This window comes from Nocardiopsis sp. iso_238 (assembly GCF_056173325.1).
In genome coordinates this window covers 4,287,464-4,312,377 of sequence record NZ_CM149668.1, presented here as the reverse complement: position 1 = coordinate 4,312,377, position 24,914 = coordinate 4,287,464, and the positions used below count along the sequence as shown (strand labels likewise).

Below are 24,914 nucleotides of genomic sequence, written 5' to 3'. Positions count from 1 at the left end.
TTGCCACGTGAAGCCCGCTTTTCCTGTCACCACTCACTCGCTCTCCGTGTCCGGATGTGGCCACGGCGGAACTCCGTTCCCCGACGGTGGGGGAGGGGGAGGAGTGAACGTGAGTCGTCCCGTGGCCGACGGGCCACGGGACGCGCTGCGGGTGGAGTGAGGAGAGCGGTCCGCTCCGACGGGAGAAGGGGCGGGTGCGTGCCCGGATCGGAGTCGCCGGTGGGCGGCGCGGTGGGCGGCGCGGGGGGTGTCCGCCGCACCGGTGCGCACACGTCGGTGTGCCGCCGGATGTCCCGGGCGGCCCGCCCTCGGCGTCCGGGTCCGGGACGGCGCGGTGGCGGGTCCGGGCCAGTCGTCCCAGCCCGGTGGGAACCGCCCCCGAACCGCTCCGTCACCTCCGCGCCGAGGCCCGGTTCCGTGGTGGCGACGACCACGGCGTCGGCCCCTTCCGTGGGCTGGCGGACGGAGGGCGGGGCGGGGGTCCCGGCCCCCGGGGCTTCGCGACCCGTGCGCAGGGTTCGAGCCTCCCCGGAGAGTTTCGGGAAAACGCGGACACGGGCGGGTCCCGGGGGTTAGGTTGTGGATGAGGCCGTGGGAACTCCCACGGCTCGATCGCGGCCGTGCCTTTCAGAGGCGTGGCCAGGCTGAACAGAGTTCTCGGTGTCCGCGTCGGAGACTCCTCGGTGGGCCGTGGGGGAGGGGTGAGGGGTGAGCCACGCAGGTGGTCCTCAGCCGCGTCGCACGCCGTCCGGCCAGATGACCTCGACCGGAAGACCCCGCAGACGGGCGGTCTCCACAGCGTCCCCGGTTCCGCCGTGGCCGTCGGCCGGTTGGCCGTCCCACACGGCGAAGAGCCGGTCCGCCTGGGAGATCAGGGTCTGGTTCGCGGCCTCGTACGCCGCCCGGCCCGCACTGCGGTGCGGCATGTAGCGGACCGAGTCGGCGCGGATGAGCAGCTCGTCGAAGGAGTCCCGCTCGTGCGGCTTGACCTTGTTCTCACGGTAGTCAGCCGACGGCAGGACGACCTCGACGCGACCGCCCACCTCCAGGACGGCCGAGGCGAAGAGCTGGTCCGCGCCGCGTGCCAGGCAGGAGATCCCGACCAGGTCCGCGTCCCGGTACGGGGCGAGCGCGTCGGCCAGAGCCCCCCTCACCACCCGGGCGCTGTTCCCTGTCAGGTTCGAATGTCCGGTGATTCCTATCCGTGTCACAGCATCCCTTTCATCTGCGGGGCAGTGGAAGCAGGGTAAAGGAGAGCTCCTCGCGGAGCTGCGCCACGGCCGGGTCCCGGTGCATGGCTGCGGCTTCGGAGTGCCAGTCCTCGAGCCTCCTGCGCACGCGCCCCGACCCGATGGCCGAGCGGGAGCGCAGCACACTGCGAACGGCCGCCGCGGAGGAGGTGGGATCGCCGAGCACGAGATAGGTCCGGCCCAGCCCGACGTGGTCGAACGCGCGCCCCTTCTCCTGGCCCTCGGGCCGTGTCTCCAGGGCCCGCAGGATGTACTCCGCCGACAGCTCCGCGTAGCGTCGCCTCTCCGCGGGTTCGTGCTGACGACGGCCCAGGTCCCGGTAGCGGGCGCCGACCACCCCCGAGAGTTCGGCGTGGTCGAAGCTCCTCGCCCACAGGGGCAGGTCGTCCCCACCCTGTTCGAACAGGTCCTCGGCCTGGTGGACGGAGCGGCGGAAGGCCTCGGCCCGGCCCATGTGCGCGTACGACCAGGCCTCCCGCGTGCGTAACAGTGACCGGGCGACGGGCGGCAGTCCGAGGGAGTCGGACTTGTCCAGGGCCAGCCGGATGATGTCGAGCGCGTCTTCAGGACGGTGCAGGTCGAGCATCTGGCGTGCCATGTCGGCCAGGACGCCGATGCCGTAGGCCCGGTGCTCGGGTCCGGCCTGTTGCAGGGCCCGGAGCGAGATTCCGTAGTAGCGCTGCGCGGTGGCGTGGTCCCCGGAGTCGAAGGACATCGACGCCACGATCTTGGCGAGTTCGGCCATGACGGCGAAGAGCCTCGACTGGACCTGTGCCCCCTGAGGGTTCTCCACGAGTTCGGAGACCTCCGAGAGCTGCCCGATCACCGCCTTCCTCCGAGTCCCCATCCGCCACCGCTCGCTCCAGTGCCTCAGACAGACCGTGGCCGCCTCGATCCTTTCGAGTTCCAGTTCCCCGATCGAATTCCTTCCGTTCACCAGCCCTCCGGCGCGCGGCGCCAACCAGTGTTCGACCAGCTCCGTCAGGGCGGCGCCAGCGATCAATCCTCCGCCGACCGCGAAAGCGTCTCTGCGTTTCATGAGGTCCCTCAACGTGATCTCGGCGATGTCCCCCGCCGTTGTGGTGGAGGGAGAGAATTCGCCATGCCGTAGAGACAGTTCTGTCCCGGGATCCACATGATCATGCTTTTCCGGGCCATCGGCGAGTCCCAGAGCACGTCTGGCCTGGGTGGGCATCTCCAGGCCGTCCGCCACACGCAGCCACGTGTTGAGCGCGGTGACGGATCTGCGCCCGGACATGATCGCGCTCACGTGGGGTTGTGCCATGTCCACGGCGGATCCGATGACCTGTTGGCTCGCACCGGTGTGCTGCCGGAGAAGACCGAAGAGCCTCCCCGCGTCCCGTTCCGTGAGGGATCGGCGGACGTCCAGGCGGCTCCAGAAAGGAAGTGGTGGCCTCAGTGGCGCGTGGGCCAGGTGTTTTGGCATTCATACCACCGGTGTATATCCGTTCGGGATTCCGCGAGGAAGGGTGATCGGGTTCCCATGTCCCTGTTCATCCTTACCCAGAACGAACGGCCGTGTAATGGACTCAAGACCCTGATTGGGTCCGGATCGCGGCGGATGGAGTCCGTCCACCTTGAAAACCGAGACACGGTGTCGAACGCGTCAGCGCATCAGCCCCTCGCGAGAAACGGCCCTCCACCTGTCAGGGCTGGTGAACGGGGGGCGTCCGTGACCTCCCACGGGAAGGACCTCGTCGGGCGGCTCCTGACGCGGGGCCGGTTACCGATGGAGTGGCAGCCCTCGTTCGAGTCGGTGCCACGTCACCTCTTCGTCCCCGAGCGGTTCGAGGACTCCGAGGGAGTACGGCTCGACCGGTACGAGGACGAGGACGGGTGGCTTCGTGGGGCCTACGCCGACTCCCAGATCCTGGAACCGCCGGGGCCGGGGGAGGAACTGACGCGGCGGGTCCGTGTCTCGGTGTGCTCCCCCTCACTGGCGGCCGAGGTCCTGGAAGCCTCCCGGGCCACGCCGGGGATGCAGGTCCTGGAGATCGGCTCCGGAAGCGGCTACTGCGCCGGACTCCTCACGATGCGGCTGGGCGACGACAGCGTCACCACTGTGGAATCCGGTTTCGCGCGATCCGAACACGTCCGGGTCCGTCTGGCCTCCGCGGGCCTCGAACCGCGGGTGGTCAGCGTCGACACGGTGGAGGGTTGGTCGGATCAGAGCCCCTGCGACCGGGTGCTGAGCTTCGCTCCGGTCGACCGGGTTCCCTACGGCTGGATACGCCGGTGCCAGCCCGGCGGACGGGTTCTCGTGCCCTGGGGGGACGCGTCCCGTCAGCTGGCCCTGGCCGACCTCCGTGTGGGCGGGGACGGCCTGGCGCGGGGCCGGTTCTCGCCGTTGCGGGGGAGCGGTGGCCAGCAGTGCGGGCTCGCTCTCTGGCGTCGTCTCTCACGGAGTCTGCGTCCCGAGGCGGACCGCGCCGTCCGCGGATCGGAGCTGGGCCGCGGCGATCTCCTCGACGACTCCGCCGTGTTCGCGGCGGGGATCCTTCTCCCCGGGGTGGGATGGGCCGTGCGCCACGGAGCCGGCCGCTCCGTCTCCCTGTGCCTCGTGGACCCGGCCACGGGTTCCTGGGCGCTCCTGCGCACGCCGGCCGAACCAGGGGTCGGAAGGTCCGAGGTCCGTCAGAAGGGTCCCCGGTTCCTGGCCGACGAACTCGAACGGGTTCACGGTCTCTGGCGGGAGGCCGGTCGCCCGGCCCCGGACCGGTTCGGTCTGACGGTGACGCCCGACTGGCAGAGCGTGTGGATCGATGACGAGTCGTCGGTCCTGAGTGTTTCCCCATCATCCTGAGGAGTGAAGCCGTGAACCGAACCCGCGTCCACCCGAACGAACCCCGCACCGAGCAGCGCTGGAAGTCCCGTTGGTATCCGGGTGACCCCCGCCGGATCGGCGCGGCCCGCGGCGACCTGGTGCAGGACCTCTCCCGCCTCCCCGGTGTGGGTGAGGAGGCCGTGGACGCCCTGCGCCTCTGCCTGAGCGAGATGTTCACCGGGGCCCTGACCCGGGCCTCCTGGGCCGGTCGGGGGGTCATCGTGTTCCGGAGCCTGTCCCTGCGCCAGAGAGGCCCCTCCCAGCGTGTCTTACGCCTGTCCGTCGGGGAGTGGGAGTCCGTCGACGCGGCACGGGTTCCACCGTTGTGGGGAAGCGTCGAGCAGGCGGAGGGAACCGGGCTCACGCTCATCGCGCACTTCGCCAGCCGTTGGGGAAGCAGGCGGATCGGCACCGAGGAGGAGTGGGCGTATCTCATGTGGGTCGAGTTCGACCTCGACGACCACTGACGCCGGGAGGATGTCCGTCGGCGGTACCGGCCCTGCGGTGGCTGGGCTTACCTGCCTGTCGGGGGCCTCGGGTGTTGGCCGCACCCTGGGTCCCGCCGACGGACTCCGTATGACCCCCCTAGCACTGAAGGGTTCGCCTCCAGGGTAACTGCTCGCGGCTGTATCTTGAAGTCGAGGTACCTGATTTCGAGGATCGGTTGATATCCATGGAAACCGGTCAGTGCGTCCCAGTTCAGGCGGGGCGTGTCCCACCATGTGGACGTCGGGTACCAGAATTCTTGCCCCGTCTGCTAGCGTGACGATCGTTATGCTGCGCGAGCTTCTCCTTCTTAGTGGCCGCGGCGGGGATCGTTAGAAGGTCGGCCCCTCGCCGCGGGACTTCGGCTTGCCGTGTCGACCACGACATCACGCGCCACACTTTTCCGAGGAGCCACACCGTTATGGTGCCGCAGCAGCAGACCAGCCCCATGCCGTTCCACCGCTACCAGCCGTTCCAGTCGGTGGACCTGCCCGACCGCACCTGGCCCGCCAAGAGCATCACCGAGGCGCCGCGCTGGCTGTCCACCGACCTGCGTGACGGCAACCAGGCGCTGATCGAGCCCATGGACGCCACCCGCAAGCACGAGATCTTCCAGCTGCTGGTCAAGATGGGCTACAAGGAGATCGAGGTCGGCTTCCCCTCCGCCAGCCAGACCGACTTCGACTTCGTCCGGTCGCTGATCGAGGACGACCTGATCCCCGACGACGTGCAGATCTCCGTCCTGACCCAGGCCCGCGAGGACCTGATCGAGCGCACCGTGCAGAGCCTGGTCGGCGCCAAGCGCTCCACCGTGCACCTGTACAACGCCACCGCTCCCACGTTCCGCCGCGTGGTCTTCCGGGTCGACCGCGAGGCCTGCAAGAACATCGCCGTCGAGGGCACCCGCCACGTGGTGCGCTACGCCGAGCAGTACCTGGGCGAGACCGAGTACTTCGGCTACCAGTACTCCCCGGAGATCTTCGTCGACACCGAGCTGGACTTCGCCCTGGAGGTCTGCGAGGCCGTCATGGACGTGTGGCGGCCCGGCCCCGGGCGCGAGATCATCCTGAACCTGCCCGCCACGGTGGAGCGCTCCACCCCCAACGTCTACGCCGACCAGATCGAGTGGATGAGCCGCAACCTGTCGCGGCGCGAGCACGTGGTCCTGTCCGTCCACCCGCACAACGACCGCGGTACCGGCGTGGCCTCCGCCGAACTGGCCGTCATGGCCGGGGCCGACCGCGTCGAGGGCTGCCTGTTCGGCCACGGCGAGCGCACCGGCAACGTCTGCCTGGTCACCCTGGGCATGAACCTGTTCAGCCAGGGCGTCGACCCGAAGATCGACTTCTCCGACATCGACGAGATCCGCCGCACGGTCGAGCACTGCACCCAGCTGCCGGTCGCGCCCCGTCACCCCTACGGCGGCGACCTGGTGTACACGGCCTTCTCCGGCTCCCACCAGGACGCCATCAAGAAGGGCTTCACCGACCTGGAGGCCCGCGCCGAGGAGGTCGGGAAGGCGGTCGAGGAGTACCCGTGGGACGTCCCGTACCTGCCCATCGACCCCAAGGACGTGGGCCGCAACTACGAGGCGGTCATCCGGGTCAACAGCCAGTCCGGCAAGGGCGGCGTCTCCTACATCATGCAGCGTGACCACTCTCTGGACCTGCCGCGCCGCCTGCAGATCGAGTTCTCGCAGGTCATCCAGCAGTTCACCGACGCTGAGGGCGGCGAGTTCCCGGCCGACCGGATCTGGGACATCTTCTCGCAGACCTACCTGGCCGAGACCGGCCCGGTGGCGGTCCTGGCCCACCGCTCCAGCACCGCCGAGGACGGCACCTACTCGATCCACGCCGACGCCCGCGTCAACGGAGAGATCCGCGAGCTGAAGGGCACCGGCAACGGCCCCATCTCCGCGTTCGGGGACGCGCTGGCCGACGTGGACGTGAAGGTCCGGGTCATCGACTACGTCGAGCACTCCATGGGTGAGGACGGCAACGCCCGGGCCGCCGCCTACGTGGAGGCCGAGATCGACGGCCGGGTCGTGTGGGGCGTCGGTATCCACAGCAGCATCACCACGGCCTCGCTGAAGGCCATGTGCAGCGCCATCAGCCGCGCCTGATCCACCACCGCCGGCGCTCCAGGCACAGGGCGCCCGGCACCTCCCCGGCACTGGGAGAACGGGGCCCGCGACACGCGTCGCGGGCCCCGTTCCGCGTGAGAACGCCGTGGCGGCACCAAGGGCGCCATGTACCGAGAGATCATCCAGCGCGGCCTGCGCGTTCCGCCGCCGGACGGGACACCCGGGGAGGGCACGGCCCATGTGGTGGTGCCGCTGGTGTTCAGCCGTACGGAGGAGGGGTGGGTGGCACGCTGGACGCACCTGTTCCTGCGGGGCGCGGACTTCGGCAACCGGGTGGAGGGGCACGGCGGTGTCCGCGAGGGAACAGGCCCGTGCGGTGGTCGAGCGGCGTCACCTCACCGTAGGGGACCTCGTGGACACGGCGTACTCTCCTCGCCCGGTGGGCACCGTTCCGGCTTCCTTCTTCTCCTCAATGAAATCAGCCGGAACACTCTCCCACCACACACGACGACGGCGGGCCGCGTCCCCGCTGGGAACGCGGCCCGCCGTGTCGGTCGGCCGGGTCACTGGTAGCCGAACTTCTGGGTCCAGGCGTTGCCGGACTCACCGACCCCGATGGCCACCAGGTCGCAGTTGAGGATGTTGTCCCGGTGCCCGGGGCTGTTCATCCAGGCGTCCATGACCTGTTCGGCGCTGGTCTGACCCTTGGCGACGTTCTCCGCGCCCCAGGAGCCGTAGCCGTGCCGCTCCGCCCGGTCACCCGGACCCTCGCCCTCGGGGTTGTCGTGGGACATGTAGTCGCGGGCGTCCATGTCCTCGCTGTGCTCCTGCGCGGCGGAGGTCAGCTGGGAGTCCACACGCAGGGCACCGCATCCGTTGGCGGCCCGCTCGCTGTTGACCAGGGTCACCACGGCGGCGGTCCGGGGCCCTCCGGTGGACTGCCCACCGCCGCCGCTTCCGCCGCTGCTCCCGCCACCACCGGCGTTGCCCGAGCCGCCGCCGCTTCCGCCGCTGCCGCCCCCGTCGTCGGGAGCCGACTCCTCGGCCTCCTCGGCGGAGGAGGAGGCGGTGACCGTGGAGGTCCGCGGACCGCCGTCCCCCTGGGGGTCGGCGGCGCTCGGCGTCGCTGTCGGCTCGTCGAAGAAGTCGTCCTCCGCGTCCGTGCCGGGGGCGTTGGCGTCGTCGCTCACCGCGCTCCCGACCCCGCCCGCGTCAGCGGCGGCCGTGCCGTCCGCCGGGTCCGCCGGGTCTCCGGCACCGGAGAGCACCAGTGCGCCGGCCAGGGTCAGCCCCACCGGGACCGCCACCATGGCGGCCACGACCGGCACCCTCCCGCGTCGCGCCTCGCGGTCCGAGCGCTGTTCGCGGGCGCTCGTCCTGCGTCTGCCTCGACGACCTCGCGCCATATCGGTCTGCCTTCCGGGTTGGGGAATTCTTCGGGCACCCACCTGGGGTTACGGTCACGGTCGTCAGTGCCGCAGGGGAAGGGCGGCGGGACCGAAACCGTCAGGCCCTAGCGCGTGAGAGTAGAGCAAATGCCGAGAAAAGGGAATCCAAACCGTAATAAACCAGTTCAGGGTCGTGCGCGTCGCGGGGCCCCGGGGAGGCGGAGGCGGTGGATCCGGTCCGGTCGGTGCCATCCGCGACAATGGGAGGGTGAGTCTCTACCGCGACGAGGGCGTCGTCCTGCGCAACCAGAAGCTGGGCGAGGCCGACCGCATCGTCACCCTCCTGACCCGGCGCACCGGTCTGGTCCGCGCGGTCGGCAAGGGCGTGCGCCGGACCAGGTCGCGCTTCGGCGCCCGACTGGAACCGTGCACCCACGTCGACCTCCAGCTGCACACCGGCCGGACCCTCGACGTCATCACCCAGGCCGAGACCGTGCGCTCCTACGGTGCCGCCGTGGTCTCCGACTACTCCCGCTACACCGCCGCCACCGCCATGCTGGAGACCGCCGAGAAGGTCGTGGCGGTGGAGAAGGACCCGGCCCTGCGCCAGTTCCTCCTGCTCATCGGCGCCCTGCGTACCCTGGGGGAGGGGAGCCACGACTCCCGTCTGGTCCTGGACGCCTACCTCCTGCGCTCCCTGGCCGTGGCCGGGTACGCGCCCGCCCTCACCGAGTGCGCCCGCTGCGGCAGCCGGGGGGAGCACCGTGCGTTCGCGGTGCACGCCGGGGGTATGGTCTGCTCGGTGTGCCGTCCCCACGGTTCCACGCATCCCGCGCCCGACACGCTCCGGCTGATGTCGGCGCTGCTCGGGGGCGACTGGGACAGCGCGGACGCCAGCGACGGCAGGCAGCGCTCCGAGTGCAGCGGGCTGGTCGCGGCCTACCTACAGTGGCACCTGGAAAACGGAATCCGATCACTGCGCCATGTGGAGCGTTCTTGAGTCTGTTCAGCTTCGACAACGGTAGGCGGCGCGAGCCGGACTACGCCCCGCCCGTCCCGCACCCCAGCGGGGCCCGGCCCCCGGAGGTACCGGCCGACCTGGTGCCACGGCACGTGGCCGTGGTCATGGACGGCAACGGTCGTTGGGCGAAGGAACGCGGTCTGGCGCGTACCGAGGGGCACAAGGCTGGTGAGTCCTCGCTCTTCGACGTGATCGAGGGCGCCCTGGAGATGGGCATCCCCAACCTCTCCGCCTACGCCTTCTCCACCGAGAACTGGAAGCGCTCGCCCGACGAGGTGCGGTTCCTCCTCGGCTTCAACCGCGACACCATCCGCAACCGCCGTGACGAGCTCCACGCCCGAGGTGTGCGCGTCAAGTGGGCCGGACGCCCCGGGATGCTCTGGAAGAGCGTCATCAAGGAGCTCAAGGACGCGGAGGAGATGACCCGGGACAACACCCGGCTCACCCTCCAGTTCTGCGTGAACTACGGCGGCCAGGCCGAGATCGTGGACGCTGCCCGCGAGCTGGCCCGCCAGGCCGCCGAGGGGCGGATCTCCCCGGAGAAGATCACCGAGGACACCCTCGCGCAGCACCTGTACGCCCCGGACGTGCCTCCGGTGGACCTGTTCGTGCGCTCCTCCGGCGAGCAGCGCCTGTCCAACTTCCTCCTGTGGCAGTCCGCCTACGCCGAGTTCGTCTTCCTGGAGACGCTCTGGCCCGACTTCGACCGCCGCGACCTGTGGCGGGCCTGCGAGATCTACGCGAGCCGGGACCGCCGGTACGGCGGTGCCGTGCCCAACCCGGTGACGGGGGAGGAGAAGTGATGGAGGAGACCGACGGCGCGCTGGTCAGGCCGGGGATGTCTCTCGTCTCGGTCGGTGACAGCTTCACCGAGGGGGTGGGCGACCCCCGTCCGGACGGCAGCGGTGTGTTCCGCGGCTGGGCGGACCGGCTGGCCGAGCACCTGGCCGACCACGTGGGCGAGATCGAGTACGCCAACCTGGCCGTGCGCGGCAAACTCATCCGCCAGATCGTCACCGACCAGGTCCCGCCCACCCTGGAGATGGCGCCGGACCTGGTCACCCTGTGCGCGGGCGGCAACGACCTCCTGCGCCCCGCCGGTGACCCCGAGCGCCTGGCGAAGATCCTCGACCACACGGTGTCCCGCCTGCGCGCCCAGGGCAGCAGGGTGGTCCTGTTCACCGGTGTGAACGTCTCCTCCGGGTACATGCGCGGCACCATCGGGCTGTTCGCGCGCTACTACATGAACGTGCGCGCGATCGCGGACAGGTACGACTGCTTCCTGGTCGACCAGTGGTCCATGGACGTCCTCACCGACTCCCGCGCCTGGGACGAGGACCGGCTGCACATGTCGCCGGAGGGCCACCGCCGCCTGGCGCTGCGCGTGGCCGAGGTCCTGGGCGTGCCCACCGGGGAGCGCTGGGACGAGCCGTGGCCGGAGGCGGAGCCGGTCAGCTGGACCGACGCGCGCCGGGACGACCTGCACTGGGTCAAGGACTCCCTGGGGCCGTGGATCGGCCGCCGCCTCGCGGGGAAGTCCTCGGGGGACACGGTGACCGCCAAGCGTCCCGAGCTCACCCCGCTCACCAAGGACCGCTGACTCCTCCTCCGACACCGTTCCGGGCACACCGCGCATGGTGTGAGCTCTGCCCCAAAACGCGACGAAACCGCAACCTACTGTCGCGTAACCGTGGCTTCGAGTTGCATCATCGAACACCATGAGCGGTGTGCCGACCGGATCTCCCGGTGACCTGAAAAGCAAGGACATCCTGTCCTACGTCGCCCTCGGGGACAGCTTCACCGAGGGCATGAGCGACCCCTACCCGGACAGCGACAGCGTGCCCAACGGCCGCTACCGGGGCTGGGCCGACCGTGTGGCCGAACACCTCGCGGACCACGTGCCCGAGGTCCGCTACGCCAACCTCGCCATCCGGGGGCGCCTCATCGCGCAGATCCGCGACGAGCAGGTGCCGCGCGCGGTCGAGATGAAGCCCGACCTGATCACCCTGTGCGCGGGCGGCAACGACATCATCCGCCCCGGCAGCGACCCGGACCAGGTCGTGGAGATCTTCGAGTCGATGGTGGCCGACCTGCGCGCCACCGGCGCCCGGGTGGTCATCTTCACCGGCTTCGACACCAACTGGCAGCCGGTCATGCGCCACCTGCGCGGCAAGATCGCCACCTACAACATGCACATGCGCGCCGTCGCCGACCGGTACGGGTGCGACGTCGTCGACGTGTGGAGCATGAAGGTGTTCTCCGAGGCCCAGTCCTGGAACTGGGACCGCCTCCACCTGTCCTCCGAGGGACACCGCAGGCTCGCCCTGCGGGTGTGCGAGGTCCTGGGCCTGCCGGTGGACTCCGACTGGAACGCGCCCTTCCCGCCGCTGGAGCCGCGCGACTGGCGTACGGCGCGCCAGGAGGACCTGCACTGGGCCCGCGAGTTCCTCGTGCCGTGGATCCACCGGCGCCTGACCGGCCGTTCCTCGGGTGACGGGGTCGACGCCAAGCGGCCCACGCTGGAACGCTGCGACCGGTCCCAGGACGGTCGCTGACCCCGGGCCGCGCTGACGACGAGGCCCCCGCCGCACGTCGCGGCGGGGGCCTCTCCGCCACGTTCAGGAGGCTGTGACCAGGTCCTGTGTGGCGGCCATGTTCACCCGGCTCGGCTGGTCGTCGACCGGCCAGTTCGGGGTGGCGCCGCCCGCCGCGTGGATCGCGGTGCGGATGAGGTCCAGGGCCCGGCGCAGCACCCGCGGGGGGTCGCCCTCGTCCAGGACCAGGATCTCCACGGTGACGGTCCGCTCCAGGGCGTCGGTGCTCACGGTGGAGTCGGTGAAGTCGGGGTTGTGCCGCTCCAGCTCGAGCAGCTCCCGCATCACGGTCTCCCCGTGCGCGTGGACCATCTCCGGGGTGCTCGCGGGGTCGGTGCCCAACCGGAACTGAAGGGACAACTGGGTGGCGGTCCGCACGCTCACACGTCCTCCTGCTGTTCGGGCGGGCACACTCGTCTCACGAAGCGTACGGTCTGGGTCCAGTAGTTCGGGTTGGAGGGCGACAGGTGGACCTGTCGCTGGTGGGCTCCGCAGGGGCACTTGATCGTGTAGTAGGTGGGCGGGTCCTCGATCCGCCACCCGAGCTCCGCGATCAGCCGGAGCGCCTCCTCACCCTCCTTCTTCGGATGCTTGGTCCAGTCGCCCAACGGCGTTCCTTCCCAGGTTCCCCCATGGTCCGGGGGTCTGTCGAGGGTGCTTCCCCGCCGGGGGTCAGGGGCGCGGGGTGGATCCGAACACCGGGTAGTGGTCCGAGTAGTCGTCGTAGGTGTAGGAACGGCCCCAGGAGCGTACAGTCCAGGGTTCGCTCTTCACCGCACGGGTCTCGTTGACGTAGGACGTCGGGGCGGCGCCGTTGCGGATCGGCAGGACGTGGTCCAGCTGCTGGGCGTCCCAGTCGGAGTAGTCGTGGGTGGCGATCGAGTTGCCCGAGGGGTCCCAGGAGGGCGCGTCCCCGGTGTAGGCGGGCGCCACGGCGTCCAGCCGCTCGACGGCCCGCTCCCACTCGGCGCCGCCGCCGACGATGTTCAGGTCGCCGGCGAGGTAGATCCGCTCGTCGTCGGGGACGGCCTTGGCGTCCAGCAGCGCGACGATCTGGTCGAGCTGGTCCTCCCGGACGCGCGCGTCCTCGCCGGACCCGCACGCGCCGTCCTCGGACTGCATGTGGGTGCCCACCACGTGCAGGCGGCCGTCGGGGGTGTCCAGCTCGACGTAGGCGAAGCCCTTGTTGGAGAACCAGTCGGCCCCGCAGGAGCGGGAGAAGACGTGCTGTTCGGCCCGGACGATCGGCCAGACGCTGTGCACGCTGACGCCGCCGTTGGTGGTGGTGCCGTTCCGGAAGCCGGAGGTGTGGTCCCACCCGGCCTTGGAGCGGCCCACGACGGGCGTGCCGTGCGGGTACTCCCCGGCCAGCCCCGCGCGGAGGCGGTCGGCGCTGGAGTTCTCGAAGAGCTCCTGGAGCACCACCACGTCCTGCCCGGAGAGGAGGCCGTCCTCGACGGTCAGGTCGGCGCGGACGTCCTGCCCCCAGTTGGGGTAGAGGGCCTTGGGCAGGAGGAAGGCGTTGTGGGTGACGATGCGGGGATCGGCCCGGCCCTCCTGGGCCGAGGCGGGGCTGACGGACAGGAGCGGGGAGATCAGCAGCGCGGTGAGCAGCGCGGCCGTGGTTCGTCTGTACACGAAGGCACAGCCTGGCCGAGTCATGACACGACACGGCTACCAGCCGGTAACCACCGGGTGGAGACCGCGTGCACTCTGCCGCTCCCCGAGCCTCCCGGCGCCTACGGGGCCCTCCCCAGCGGGCCGACACGCGACGAGGGCCCCGCGCGATCGCGCGGGGCCCTCGGGCGTCGTCGGTCAGACCTGCTGTGCGCTGCCCTGTTGGGCCAGACGCAGCGAGCAGGCGCCGCAGGTACCGAACACCTCGACCGTGTGCGTCACGCCGGTGAAGCCGTGCTTGGCCCCCACCTCGGCGGCCCACCGCTCCACGGTGGGACCCTCGATCTCCACGGCGGTGGAGCAGGTACGGCACACCAGGTGGTGGTGGTGGCTCTCGGTGTCGCACGCACGGTAGACGGCCTCGCCGTCGTCGGTGCGCAGGACGTCGACCTCACCCGAGTCGCTCAGGGCCTGAAGGGCCCGGTACACGGTGGTCAGACCGATCTTGGAGCCGTCGGCTCGCAGGTCCGCGTACAGGTCCTGCGCGCTGCGGAAACCGGAGGACTCGGTCAGTGCCTGACGGACGGCCTCGCGACGTGTACTCATGGTGTCACCCTCCCCCGATCTGTCTGGGGCATCGTATCCGCCGGACCCTCCGCTACGGGATGCAGGGGTGCCGGTGTCCGCCGCTTGGTCACGCGGCGCAGGACCCCGCCGACCAACACGGCGAGGCAGAAGACGGCCAGGGCGAGCAGCACGATCGTGGCCCCCGGCGCGAGGTCGGAGTAGAAGGCCGTGGTCAGCCCGCCGAGCGAGGAGACCAGACCGATCAGCACCGCCAGACCCATCGTCACCCTGAAGCTGCGGCTCAGCTGCTGCGCGGCGGCGACCGGGACGATCATCAGCGCGCTCACCATGAGCACACCCACCACACGCATCGCGATCACCACCGTCAGCGCGGCGGTCACCGCCAGCAGGATGCTCAGGAAGCGCACCGGCAGCCCGTGGGCCCTGGCCACCTCCTCGTCCTGACACAGGACGAACAGCTCCCGGCCGAAGACTGCCAGCACCGCGACCACGCCCACCGCGAGCACGCCCACGATCCAGATGTCCTGCTCGCCCACGGTGCTGACCGAACCGAACAGGTACGAGGTGAGGGTGGCGTTGCTCGCCCCCGGCGTCATCCCGATGAGCAGCACACCGCCCGCGATGCCGCCGTAGAACAGCAGCGCCAGCGCCACGTCGCCGCTGGTGCGCGTGCGCACCCGGACCATCTCCATGAGGATGGCGCCCAGGGTGGCCACGACCGCGGCCGTGAGCACCGGTGAGGTGCTCGTGAGCAGGCCCAGGGCCACCCCGGTCAGGGCGATGTGGCCGATGCCGTCGCCCAGCAGGGCGAGCCGCCGCTGGACCAGGAAGGTGCCGATGATCGGGGTGACCAGGCCGACCAGCACCGCGGCGAGCAGCGCGCGCCGCATGAACTCGTACTGGAGCAGCTCAGTCACGGCGGGGAACCTCCAGGCGGACCATCTCCGTCGGCGCGGTGGCGTGCGCGGAGCCGTGGTCGGGGTCGTTGGGGTCGGGGTGCGGATGCTGGTGCTCGTGCCCGGGGCGCGCGCACTCACCGGTGGCCTCGGGAGGCGGCCCGTCGTGCACGATCCGGCCGTGCTCCAGCACGACCGCGCGTTCGATGACCTCTTCCAGAGGGCCGAGCTCGTGCAGTACCAGGACCACGGTGCTCCCCTGGTCGCGCAGACGGGCGATGGCCCGGGCCAGGGCGCGCTGGTTCTCCGCGTCCACTCCGGCCATGGGCTCGTCCATCACGAACGTGTCCGGGCGTCCGGCCAGCGCGCGGGCGATCAGCACCCGCTGCTGCTGGCCGCCCGAGAGCTCCCGCACGGCGTCCCCGGCGCGGTCGGACAGGTCCACGGCGGCGAGCGCGTCGTCGACGGCGGCGCGGTCGGCCCGCGTGGGCAGGGAGAGACGGCGGCGCCGGGCGACCTGCCCGGAGGCGACGATCTCGCGCACGGTGGCGGGCACGGCGCCCCCGGCGGTGAGCCGCTGGGGCACGTAGCCGATCCGCCGCCAGTCCCGGAACCGGCGCAGGGGAGTCCCGTGGAGGAGGATCCGGCCGGAGGTGAGGGGCACGATGCCGAGCATCGCGCGCATCAGCGTGGACTTGCCCGAACCGTTGGGTCCGAGAACGGCCATGGTCTGACCCACGGGGACGTCGAGGCTCACGCCGTCGAGGACGGTGACGCCGTCGTAGGCGGCGTGCGCGTCGACGGCCTGGAAGGCGGGCGGGGTGTCGGGGCCCGGGGCCCCGTCCTCCGTGAACTGGGCAGACACTGCTTCATTATCACGAAAACGAAAATGATTGTCAAAACTGGCAAGGGTGACGAGAGTCCCCCCGCCTCAGAAGCCCAGCATCCTCGCCACGGCCAACACCAGCACCACCACGATCATCAGGACCCGGGGCACCCGCTGCTGACGCTGGAGCGAGGGCCAGGTGAGGAAGGCCAACCACCCGAAGACCGCCGCCACCAACAGCAGACACGGTGCGCCCAGCCAGCCCGGGGCCATCAGCCCCGCGAGGAACAGTGCCCCCAACACCACCGGCGGAAGCCACCCCGGGCGCTGGTGCAGCCACACCAGGGGCACCGCGCTGCGCCGCTCCACCTCGCCGCGCAACCTTCCCGCGCCCGGGGTGAACAGGGAGTCACCCGGGGGGAGGGGCCGCCCGGAGGCGGGCCGCCGCTGTTCGTCCTCGTGCTCGGGAGAGGCCATCGCCGCCTGTTCCTCTTCGCTGTGTCCCGGTTCCCGCGACGTCCTCGCGACCCCGACCGGACGTCTCGGGGGCGGTCGGTGTGCGCACCGTGTCCCGGGGCCTGTGATAATCCTGGATCAGACCCTAGTGCAGGGCCCTGGCACAGCGCCGGGCACAGGCGCGGCGAACACCGCGCATCTCCCCTCGTACCCGCACCCCCGACTGTTCCGGGTTCGACACGAGACGGGTCGAACCGTCTACATTCAGTTACTGACCGTCTGTTCCATGCGGACCGTCCGCACCACGGTGCCCGCACGTCGTGTAGAGACGAACCCTCCGGAGGGTGTCAACTTCCGTGCCCGAACCCACAGTCATCGTGACGTTCGACGTCACCGAACCACACTTGCAGAACTGCCTCGACTCGCTGGCCCGTCAACGCGACGAGAGCCAGACCGGGGCGGCGGCGCGCGAGGGCGCCGCACGACCGGACGTCGAGGTCGTCCTCGCGCCGGTCCGAACCACCAACGGCGGCCCCGGGCCGACACCCGCCGACCCGGCGACCGCCGACCCGGACACGAACGGGGACGACGAGGCGGCCGCCTCCGGTACCTCCGACGAGTCCCTCCCGGAGGAGAACGACCAGGGGGACGAGGCCGTCGCGTCCGCGCGCGAGGACGGGCTGGCCACCGCCACCGCCTTCGCGGCGACACCTCCCGCCGGGCTGCGCGTCACCCTCCTGCCCGGAGAGCCGGCCCCGGACCACGCCGGGGCGCGCTCGCTGGGGGCCGCCGCCGCCACCGGCAGCCACCTGCTCTTCCTCACGGGCTCCGACGCGCTCACCGCCTACGCGCTCGCCCACCTGGCCCAGAGCGCCGCCGACACCCGCTCCGACCTGGTCATCGGCAACGTCCACCAGTTCAACGAGCTCGGAGCCGCGCCCTCCAAGGCCCACCGCAAGTTCGGCCGCCAACGGCTCGCGGAGGACCCCAGGTCGGTCCCCGGCCTGATCGCGGACGCCACCCTGGGCAACCGTCTCTGGCGCCGGGAGTTCTGGGACTCCCTGCCCGAGCACGACGTCGCCAAGGAGGACACCGACCTCGCCATCGGCCGGGCGACCCTGCTCGCCCAGGCCGTCGACGTCCTGCCCGCGCCCGTGCTGCTGATGCGCGAACGCGAGAAGGTCGGCACACCCCTGGAGAGCGCGGCCCTCACACGCCGCGTCACGGCCATGCGCGAACTCGGCGCGGACCTCACCACCGCGGACCGCGAGCTGTGGGACCGCATCCGCCTCCAGGGCGAACTCCACCGTCTCCTCCTGCGGCTCGACGACGCGGACCAGGAGGTCCGCGAGACCGTCCTCGACCTGCTCAACGCCTACCTCGACCACGTCCCGGACAGCCTCCTACGCGGCCTCAACGTGCTGGACCGCCTCCTGTACCACCTGGTGCGCAAGCGGCGGCTGGACGACGTGCTGGAGGTCGCCACCTTCGCCAAGAGCGTCGAGATCAAGAAGGCCACGGTCGTCCGGCAGGGGCTCGGCTACTACGTCCGCTACCCCTTCTTCGACGTGAAGGACCCGGCCAAGGCGGTCCCCAAGGAGATCTACCGCCTCGAGGACGAGATCAAGGTCCGGCAGAAGACCGAGGACATCCACTGGGAGGACGGCCGCCTGCACGTCAGCGGCCGGATCGGCATCCGGAACCTGCGGGCCCGCAAGCGCTGGCAGCAGCACGTGGTCGCCTTCGTGGTCAACACCGCCACCAAGCGCCGCGTCCGCGTCCCCGTACGGACCCGCCTGGCCGCCGAGTACCGGCTGCCCGACCTGCCCGACTCCGCCCGCCACGACTACGGCGGCTTCACGGTCGTCGTGGACCCGCGCCGCCTGCGCGGCTCCGGCGGCTGGGAGCCCGGTGAGTGGAAGATCGAGCTGGTGGTGTTCAACCGCAGCCTCGCCCGCCGCCGCATCGTCTCCAGCCCCGTTCCCGGACCGCCCGAGCGGCCCGGGTACCAGAGCGTCGGCGACGACGTCTGGGTGCGACCGCACTGGAACCGCGACCGGCACCTGGTCATCGCCGTCGAACCCGCGCGTGCCCAGGTCACCGAGCACCACTTCGACGTCCGCACCGCCGAACTCACCGTGGGCGGAGAACTGCTGTCCGCGCCCGCCGCCGAGGCCACCGAGCTCCGGCTGGTGCGGCGCCCCGGCACAGCACGGCTCAGCTACCCGGTCACCATCCAGAGCGGCCGCTTCGAGGCCAGGGTGCGGGCCGAGGAGCTCTTCGCCCGCAGTCTCAGCGAGTGCGGCGGCGTGATCCGGCAGGAGGAGTGGGACGCCCACCTGGTCACCCCCGACCAGCGCACCGTCCCCCTGGTCCTGCCCGACGAGGTCCGCACCACCGCCTACGACTCCGAGGGCGCGCAGCAGCAGCTCGCGGTGCAGCGCACCTTCACCGGACACCTCAAACTGCGTGCGGGTCGGGCCCACCCCTGGGTGGACCGCGCGGAGTGGCAGGAGCGCGTCCTGGTCCTCGGGGGCGAGTTCTCCCCGGCCAACGAGCTGAGCGTGGTGGCCAAGGCACGCGGCCGCGACGAGGAGCACGAGCTCACCGTGGAGCGGTCCGGGAACCGGTTCACCGCCCGGTTCGACCCCTCCCGCATCGCCACCCTGTCCGGCGAACTGTCCCTTTCCACCGGGTCCTACCAGCTGTGGGCGCGGGTCAGCGAGGAGTCCGCGGGAGAGGGCGACGAGTCCACCAGCGTGGACGTGGGCGTGGAGTTCACCGACTCGCTCATCCACGACCTGCCCATCGAGACCGAGAGCCCCGAACGCTCCTACACGCTCTCCTACCAGGGCCGCGGCATCCCGGTGCTCCAGGTCGGCACCGACCTGCACCCCGCCGAACGCGGCGCCTTCGCCCAGCGCGAGCTCCGTGAGACGTTCTACCCGGCCCAGCGCGCCGAACCGGTCACCGAGGGCATCCTCTTCGACACCTACACCGGGCGCCAGTACTCGGACAGCCCGCAGAGCCTCTACGCCGAGCTGCGCAAACGCGCCAAGTGGGCCGACTACCCGATGTCCTGGCTGGTGGCGGACGGACAGGTCCGCCTGCCCGACGACCTCACCCCGGTCCGGCACAAGGGCGAGGAGTACTTCCGGGAACTGGCCCGCAGCCGGTACCTGGTCAGCAACTCCCGGCAGCCCGCCTGGTTCCACCGCCACCCGGACCAGGTGGTCGTGCAGACCTGGCACGGATCCATGCTCAAGCGCATCGGCTTCGACGTGGAGAACATCCGGGGCAAGTCCCGCGACTACTTCGACAAGCTCGCGTGGGAGACCCGGCAGTGGGACTACCTGGTCTCCCCGAGCCCCTGGGCCACCCCGATCCTGCGCAGCGCCTTCCGCTTCGAGGGTGAGGTCCTGGAGACCGGATACCCGCGCAACGACATCTTCTTCTCACCGGAGCGCGAGGCCATCGCGGACCGCACCCGGCGCCTGCTCGGCCTGCCCGAGGGCAAGAAGGTGGTCCTCTACGCGCCCACCTGGCGGGACGACAAGTACTACACGCGCGGCAAGCACAAGCTGGACCTGCACCTGGACCTGCGCCGCATGTACGAGAAGCTCGGGGACGACCACGTGCTGCTGGTGCGCCGCCACCCCCGCGTGGTGGACAGCGTGCCGATCGTGGGGGAGGACTTCGTCTACGACGTGTCCCTGTACCCGGAGATCATGGAGCTCTTCCTGATCACCGACGTGCTGATCACGGACTACTCGTCGATGATGTTCGACTTCGCCAACACCGGCCGCCCGATGCTCTTCTTCACCTACGACCTGGAGAGCTACCGGGACAACCTGCGCGGGTTCTACTTCGACTTCGAGGAGACCGCGCCCGGACCGCTGCTGACCCGCTCCGACGACGTCATCGAGTCCCTGCTGGACATCGACGGGGTCGCCGAGCGCAGCGGCGCCTCCTACCGGTCGTTCGTGGACCAGTTCTGCCCCCTGGACGACGGGCACGCGTCCGCCAGGGTCGTGGACCGCGTCTTCGGCAAGGAGTAGCGAGCGGTGGGTGGGCCGCCTCCGAGCACCTTCGGGGCGGCCCACTCCCGTGTCTGCGCCACAATGGGCGGGTGATCGTCATCACCCGATACTCCGTGCCCGAGGCCGACACCGAGGCCTTCCGAACCGACGCCGACGCCGCCGTGGCGGTCCTGGCCCAGCGTCCGGGGTTCCGGTGCCACCGCATCGGCCGCGCCGCCGACGAACCCACGCTGTGGACCGTGGTCACCGAGTGGGACGGCGCCGGGTTCTACCGGCGGGCCCTGTCCGACTTCGACGTCAAGGTCACCGCCGTCCCGCTGCTCTCCCGGGCCATCGACGAACCCACCGCGTTCGAGATCCTCGGTCGCGGCGAGGGGCCGTCCTGACCCCCGGGGCCCTCCGCTCCGAGGGGAGCGGGCGGGCCCCGCACAAAGAGTGCGCGCCCGCCTCCGGATTGCTCTAGCCTGGTGGGAAGCGGTCTCCCGGAGCGCCACACCCGTGGCTCCGCGCGCGGACCGCCCCCCAACAGAACCGACGATGTATCGCGAACAGCGATCCACCGACCGCCAGCCGGATGGAGAGTCACCCCATGGCCGCCAAGTCAGAGGCAATGGACGCACTGGTCAACCTCGCCAAGCGCCGAGGTCTGGTCTACCCCTCCAGCGAGATCTACGGAGGTCTGCGCGCCGCCTGGGACTACGGCCCCCTGGGCGTGGAGTTGAAGAACAACGTCAAGCGCCAGTGGTGGCGTTCGATGGTGCAGGAGCGGGACGACATCGTCGGCCTCGACTCCAGCGTGATCCTGGCCCGTGAGGTCTGGGAGGCCTCCGGCCACGTGACGGCCTTCGTGGACCCGCTCACCGAGTGCCAGTCCTGCCACAAGCGCTTCCGGGCCGACCACCTCATCGAGGCCTACGAGGAGAAGCACGGCAAGGAGCCCGCCGAGGGCCTGGCCGCGATCGCCTGCCCCAACTGCGGCGCCAAGGCCTCCTTCACCGAGCCGCGCATGTTCAACGGTCTCCTGCGCACCTACCTGGGCCCGGTCCAGGACGAGAAGGGCCTGGCCTACCTGCGTCCGGAGACGGCGCAGGGCATCTTCATCAACTACAAGAACGTCGAGCAGAGCGCCCGCCGCAAGGTCCCCTTCGGCATCGGCCAGATCGGCAAGTCCTTCCGCAACGAGATCACCCCCGGAAACTTCATCTTCCGGACCCGTGAGTTCGAGCAGATGGAGATGGAGTTCTTCGTCAAGCCGGGCAGCGACGAGGAGTGGCACCAGTACTGGATCGACCAGCGCCACCAGTGGTACCTGGACCTGGGCATCGCCAAGGACAACCTGCGGCTGTACGAGCACCCCCAGGACAAGCTCTCCCACTACTCCAAGCGGACCGTGGACATCGAGTACCGGTTCAACTTCCAGGGCAGTGAGTGGGGCGAGCTGGAGGGCGTCGCCAACCGGACCGACTACGACCTCAAGACGCACGCCGAGGCCTCCGGTGTCGACCTGTCGTACTTCGACCAGGAGAACAACGAGCGCTACATCCCCTACGTCATCGAGCCCGCGGCCGGTGTCGACCGGGCGGTGCTCACGTTCATGCTGGACGCGTACAACGTCGACGAGGCGCCCAACGCCAAGGGCAAGCTGGAGAAGCGCGCCGTGATGCGTCTGGACCCGCGCCTGTCGCCGGTCAAGGCCGCCGTGCTGCCGCTCTCGCGCAACGCCGACCTCTCGCCCAAGGCCCGCGACCTCGCCGCACTGCTCCGCAAGCGCTGGAACGTGGAGTTCGACGACGCCGGCGCGATCGGCCGCCGCTACCGCCGCCAGGACGAGATCGGTACCCCGTTCTGCGTGACGGTGGACTTCGACACCCTTGAGGACAACGCGGTGACCGTGCGCGAGCGCGACACCATGTCGCAGGAGCGCGTGTCCCTGGACCGCGTGGAGATGTACCTGCTGGAGCGCCTGCCCGGCTGCTAGCTCCGGAACCCGCGACACCCGCGGCCGTCCCTCCCGACCAGGGGAGGGGCGGCCGTTCGGCGTTCTCCGGGCTTCGGGTGGAACAGCAGAGACGGCCGGACCCGGGGGGATGTGGTTTCCGACCGTCTCTTCGGCGCCCCGGCCGCACACGGCCGGAGCACCGGCTCTCAACCTAACGTCAGCACCCGGGGCCGGTGGGGCGGTTTCGGCCCGGTTGTCCCATCGCGTGAGTAAATCGTGACGACCGGAAGCGGCCGGGTCTTCGTGCCCGCGACATCATGCCTAGAACAGCTATGCCTAGAGCTGCTAGGGTACCTCGCGTCGGAACACCGAGGTACGAGGACACGCATGCACATAGACAAGGACCTGGTGGCCGCTTCGGCCACCCCGATGGTCCTGGGAATCCTGTCCGAGGGCGAGTCCTACGGCTACGCGATCGTCAAACGGGTCAACGAGCTCTCCGACGGGCGGATGAACTGGACGGACGGGATGCTGTACCCGCTGCTGCACCGGTTGGAGCGCAACGGCCTCGTCCGGGCGTCCTGGGGCAGGTCGGAGGCGGGCAGACGCCGCAAGCACTACGCGATCACCGAAGCGGGGCTGGAGGCGCTGGCCGAGCGGCGCGAACAGTGGAGCGTGGTCGAGGAGGCGCTCCGGCGGGTCTGGTCGGCGGTGCCGCGGCCCGAGTACCCGGGTCCGGCTCCGGCGGGAGGGTTCGCGTGACGGGCGAGAACGCGCGCGGTGACGTGCTCGAGGAACAGATCGACCAGTGGCGCGGCTTCGTGACCCGCCGTCGGGCCATCTCCGCCCCGGACGTGGAGGAGATGGAGGACCACCTGCGCGAGCAGATCACCGAGCTGGAGTCGGGCGGTCTGGACAGCGAGGAGGCCTTCCTCGTCGCGGTCAAGCGCATGGGCGGCCTGGACGCGGTCTCGCGCGAGTTCGCGCGGGAACACTCCCACCGGCTCTGGAAGCAGCTGGTCCTGGTCCCCGACGCCGAGGAGGAGTCCGGTGCGTCGCGCTGGCGCGAGCTCGGGGTGACGCTGCTCTTCGCGCTCGGCGCGGGGGCGGCGGTCAAGCTGCTGGAGACCTCGGTCGAGGGCCTGCTGGTGACCCGCAACCTCCCCTTCGTGGTCCTGCCCTTCCTGGCGGGGTGGTTCGCCTGGAAGCGCCGTGCCCCCTGGCAGGTGGGCGCTCTGACGGCGGCCCTCGCGGCGGTTCCGGCCCTGGCGGTCAACCTCTACCCGTTCCAGGAGACCCCCAGCCCCTACCCGGTGCCCGGGATGACCTTCGTCCTCGCCCTGACGCACGCGCCGATCCTCCTGTGGCTGCTCGTGGGGGTGCTGCACACGGGCGGCCGGTGGCGCTCCCACGAGCGGCGGATGGACTTCGTGCGGTTCACCGGCGAGCTCGTGATGTACCTCGTGCTGATCGCCCTGGGCTCCCTGGTCCTGGTGGGCCTGACCGCCGCGGTGCTCGGCCTGGCCGAGGTCGACATCGGACCGTTCTTCGCCGACTGGCTCGTGCCGTTCGGCGTGCCGGGGTCCCTGCTGGTGGCCGCGTGGCTGGTGGAGGCCAAGAAGAGCGTGGTGGAGAACATCACGCCGGTCCTGACCAAGGTCTTCACCCCGTTGGCGCTGCTGATGCTGGTCGCCGACCTCGTGGCGATGCTGGTGAACGGACCCCTGGCCAGCGTCGACCGCGAGCTGCTGATCGTGATGGACGCGGTCCTCGTGCTGGTCCTGTTCCTCCTGCTCTACTCGATCTCGGCGCGCGACCCGCTGCTCCGGCCGGGGGCCTTCGACTGGCTCCAGCTGGCCCTGGTGGGCACGGCGCTGGCGGTGAACGCCGTCGCGCTGACGGCCATGCTCACCCGGATCGCGGAGTTCGGCTTCACCGCCAACAAGACGGCGGCGCTCGGCCTGAACCTCGTGCTGTTGGTGCACCTGGCGTGGTCGGCGTGGCTGCTGCTGGGCTTCGTGCGGGGCACGCGACCGTTCGCGGCCGTCGAGCGGTGGCAGACCACCTACCTGCCGGTCTACGCGGTGTGGGCCGCCGTGGTGGTGCTGGTGTTCCCGCCGCTGTTCGCCTTCGCCTGACATCCGTCGGCGGCCGGGCCCCGTGGGGGACCGGCCGCCGACCGGGGGCGTCCGCGTCGGTCAGGTGGCCGTGTAGACGACGAACGAGACCGCGATGTAGTGGCAGACGAAGGCCGCGATGGTCAGCGAGTGGAAGATCTCGTGGAACCCGAACCACCGGGGCGCGGGGTCGGGCCGCTTGAGCCCGTAGACCACGGCGCCGACGCTGTAGAGCACGCCGCCGACGAGGATGAGGATCCAGGTGGCCGGGTGGGTGCCGTTGACCAGGTCCGGGATGAACAGCACCGCGACCCAGCCGATGGCCAGGTAGAGGGCGGTGGACAGCCAGCGCGGAGCGTTCAGCCACAGGAGCTTGAACGTGACCCCGGCGATCGCCCCGCCCCAGACCAGCGCGAGCATGGCCGTGCGCAGGGTGCCCTCCAGCACGAGCATGATGAACGGCGTGTAGGTGCCCGCGATGATCAGGTAGATGTTCGAGTGGTCCATGCGGCGCAGGACCTGCTGGGCGCGCGGTGACCAGCGGCCCACGTGGTAGATGGCCGAGGTGCTGAACAGCAGCACCGAGCTGAGCGCGTACACCGCGCTGGCCGCCATGGCGGGTGCGGTGGGGGAGAGTGCCACCAGGACGATGCCCGCCGCCAGGGCGAGCGGGGCGGTCCCCAGATGAAGCCATCCCCGGAGCCGGGGCTTGACCGCCTCCAGCAGGTCCCCGGCGGCCGCAGCGGCTCGCACGCTCCCTGTCTCCCG

23 protein-coding genes and 1 pseudogene are annotated in these 24,914 nt (G+C 70.6%); 12 read left to right on the top strand and 12 right to left on the bottom strand.

Annotated elements, in window-relative coordinates; genetic code table 11:
* Positions 1–728 precede the first annotated feature (728 nt).
* From AC0VYL_RS19535 to AC0VYL_RS19525, 3 genes and pseudogenes are all read right to left on the bottom strand, one after another.
* Positions 729–1,211 (bottom strand): hypothetical protein, encoded by a 483-nt coding sequence (locus AC0VYL_RS19535; protein ID WP_475481075.1) that lies wholly within the window; start codon positions 1,209–1,211, stop codon positions 729–731.
* Positions 1,212–1,221: 10 nt separating this feature from the next.
* Complete coding sequence (locus tag AC0VYL_RS19530) at positions 1,222–2,289, bottom strand: hypothetical protein (protein WP_475483544.1); 1,068 nt, start codon at positions 2,287–2,289, stop codon at positions 1,222–1,224.
* Between the two features lie 141 nt (positions 2,290–2,430).
* Positions 2,431–2,697, bottom strand: a pseudogene (locus tag AC0VYL_RS19525) (helix-turn-helix domain-containing protein); the annotation flags it as partial.
* Between the two features lie 246 nt (positions 2,698–2,943).
* Here AC0VYL_RS19525 and AC0VYL_RS19520 point away from each other — a divergent pair.
* From AC0VYL_RS19520 to leuA, 3 genes are all read left to right on the top strand, one after another.
* Complete coding sequence (locus AC0VYL_RS19520) at positions 2,944–4,074, top strand: methyltransferase domain-containing protein (RefSeq protein WP_475481074.1); 1,131 nt, start codon at positions 2,944–2,946, stop codon at positions 4,072–4,074.
* An 11-nt stretch (positions 4,075–4,085) separates the two neighbouring features.
* On the top strand, positions 4,086–4,562 hold the full coding sequence (locus AC0VYL_RS19515; protein WP_475481073.1) for an ATP-binding protein: 477 nt from the start codon (positions 4,086–4,088) through the stop codon (positions 4,560–4,562).
* Positions 4,563–5,002: 440 nt separating this feature from the next.
* A complete protein-coding gene (gene leuA, locus AC0VYL_RS19510) occupies positions 5,003–6,703 on the top strand; it encodes a 2-isopropylmalate synthase (protein ID WP_475454799.1) in 1,701 nt (566 codons plus the stop codon).
* A gap of 524 nt (positions 6,704–7,227) precedes the next feature.
* Here leuA and AC0VYL_RS19505 read toward each other — a convergent pair.
* Positions 7,228–8,070 carry a CAP domain-containing protein gene (locus AC0VYL_RS19505; RefSeq protein WP_475481072.1) on the bottom strand — a complete coding sequence of 281 codons (843 nt, stop codon included), beginning with the start codon at positions 8,068–8,070 and terminating at the stop codon, positions 7,228–7,230.
* A 250-nt stretch (positions 8,071–8,320) separates the two neighbouring features.
* Here AC0VYL_RS19505 and recO point away from each other — a divergent pair, with 250 nt between their 5' ends.
* The 4 genes from recO (at position 8,321) to AC0VYL_RS19485 (ending at position 11,628) form a co-directional block, all read left to right on the top strand.
* Entirely contained in the window at positions 8,321–9,052 is a 732-nt protein-coding gene (recO, locus tag AC0VYL_RS19500; protein WP_475454795.1) for a DNA repair protein RecO, read from the top strand.
* Positions 9,049–9,876 (top strand): isoprenyl transferase, encoded by an 828-nt coding sequence (locus AC0VYL_RS19495; protein ID WP_475454793.1) that lies wholly within the window; start codon positions 9,049–9,051, stop codon positions 9,874–9,876. The genes recO and AC0VYL_RS19495 overlap by 4 nt, the downstream gene beginning before the upstream one ends.
* Positions 9,876–10,673 carry an SGNH/GDSL hydrolase family protein gene (locus AC0VYL_RS19490; RefSeq protein ID WP_475481071.1) on the top strand — a complete coding sequence of 266 codons (798 nt, stop codon included), beginning with the start codon at positions 9,876–9,878 and terminating at the stop codon, positions 10,671–10,673. Before AC0VYL_RS19495 ends, AC0VYL_RS19490 begins: the two co-directional genes overlap by 1 nt.
* A gap of 118 nt (positions 10,674–10,791) precedes the next feature.
* Positions 10,792–11,628: an SGNH/GDSL hydrolase family protein gene (locus AC0VYL_RS19485; RefSeq protein ID WP_475481070.1), complete on the top strand. Its 837-nt coding sequence runs from the start codon at positions 10,792–10,794 to the stop codon at positions 11,626–11,628.
* A 63-nt stretch (positions 11,629–11,691) separates the two neighbouring features.
* On the opposite strand, the gene AC0VYL_RS19480 is transcribed toward AC0VYL_RS19485, so the two are convergent.
* From AC0VYL_RS19480 to AC0VYL_RS19450, 7 genes are all read right to left on the bottom strand, one after another.
* Positions 11,692–12,051, bottom strand: coding sequence for a hypothetical protein (locus AC0VYL_RS19480; protein WP_475481069.1), 360 nt, complete (start codon positions 12,049–12,051; stop codon positions 11,692–11,694).
* The gene (locus tag AC0VYL_RS19475; protein ID WP_475481068.1) at positions 12,048–12,275 is read right to left on the bottom strand and encodes a hypothetical protein; all 228 of its coding nucleotides are present in this window, start codon (positions 12,273–12,275) and stop codon (positions 12,048–12,050) included. Before AC0VYL_RS19475 ends, AC0VYL_RS19480 begins: the two co-directional genes overlap by 4 nt.
* 64 nt (positions 12,276–12,339) lie before the next feature.
* Entirely contained in the window at positions 12,340–13,305 is a 966-nt protein-coding gene (gene sph, locus AC0VYL_RS19470; protein WP_475481067.1) for a sphingomyelin phosphodiesterase, read from the bottom strand.
* A 177-nt stretch (positions 13,306–13,482) separates the two neighbouring features.
* Complete coding sequence (locus AC0VYL_RS19465; protein WP_475454781.1) at positions 13,483–13,890, bottom strand: Fur family transcriptional regulator; 408 nt, start codon at positions 13,888–13,890, stop codon at positions 13,483–13,485.
* Positions 13,887–14,789 (bottom strand): metal ABC transporter permease, encoded by a 903-nt coding sequence (locus AC0VYL_RS19460; RefSeq protein WP_475454779.1) that lies wholly within the window; start codon positions 14,787–14,789, stop codon positions 13,887–13,889. Before AC0VYL_RS19460 ends, AC0VYL_RS19465 begins: the two co-directional genes overlap by 4 nt.
* On the bottom strand, positions 14,782–15,633 hold the full coding sequence (locus AC0VYL_RS19455; protein WP_475454777.1) for a metal ABC transporter ATP-binding protein: 852 nt from the start codon (positions 15,631–15,633) through the stop codon (positions 14,782–14,784). The genes AC0VYL_RS19460 and AC0VYL_RS19455 overlap by 8 nt, the downstream gene beginning before the upstream one ends.
* A 66-nt stretch (positions 15,634–15,699) precedes the next feature.
* Positions 15,700–16,071: a DUF6703 family protein gene (locus AC0VYL_RS19450; RefSeq protein ID WP_475454775.1), complete on the bottom strand. Its 372-nt coding sequence runs from the start codon at positions 16,069–16,071 to the stop codon at positions 15,700–15,702.
* Between the two features lie 335 nt (positions 16,072–16,406).
* Here AC0VYL_RS19450 and AC0VYL_RS19445 point away from each other — a divergent pair, with 335 nt between their 5' ends.
* The 5 genes from AC0VYL_RS19445 to AC0VYL_RS19425 all read left to right on the top strand — a co-directional run bounded on the left by AC0VYL_RS19445 (position 16,407) and on the right by AC0VYL_RS19425 (position 24,167).
* Positions 16,407–20,108, top strand: a complete 3,702-nt coding sequence (locus AC0VYL_RS19445) for a bifunctional glycosyltransferase/CDP-glycerol:glycerophosphate glycerophosphotransferase (protein WP_475481066.1) — start codon at positions 16,407–16,409, stop codon at positions 20,106–20,108.
* Positions 20,109–20,179: 71 nt separating this feature from the next.
* Entirely contained in the window at positions 20,180–20,476 is a 297-nt protein-coding gene (locus AC0VYL_RS19440; protein WP_475454771.1) for an antibiotic biosynthesis monooxygenase, read from the top strand.
* Between the two features lie 203 nt (positions 20,477–20,679).
* Positions 20,680–22,068: a glycine--tRNA ligase gene (locus tag AC0VYL_RS19435; protein ID WP_475454769.1), complete on the top strand. Its 1,389-nt coding sequence runs from the start codon at positions 20,680–20,682 to the stop codon at positions 22,066–22,068.
* 348 nt (positions 22,069–22,416) lie between these two features.
* Positions 22,417–22,791, top strand: coding sequence for a PadR family transcriptional regulator (locus AC0VYL_RS19430; protein WP_475481065.1), 375 nt, complete (start codon positions 22,417–22,419; stop codon positions 22,789–22,791).
* Positions 22,788–24,167 carry a permease prefix domain 1-containing protein gene (locus AC0VYL_RS19425; protein WP_475481064.1) on the top strand — a complete coding sequence of 460 codons (1,380 nt, stop codon included), beginning with the start codon at positions 22,788–22,790 and terminating at the stop codon, positions 24,165–24,167. The genes AC0VYL_RS19430 and AC0VYL_RS19425 overlap by 4 nt, the downstream gene beginning before the upstream one ends.
* A 60-nt stretch (positions 24,168–24,227) precedes the next feature.
* On the opposite strand, the gene trhA is transcribed toward AC0VYL_RS19425, so the two are convergent.
* Positions 24,228–24,899 carry a PAQR family membrane homeostasis protein TrhA gene (trhA, locus tag AC0VYL_RS19420; protein ID WP_475481063.1) on the bottom strand — a complete coding sequence of 224 codons (672 nt, stop codon included), beginning with the start codon at positions 24,897–24,899 and terminating at the stop codon, positions 24,228–24,230.
* Between the last annotated feature and the right edge of the window lie 15 nt (positions 24,900–24,914).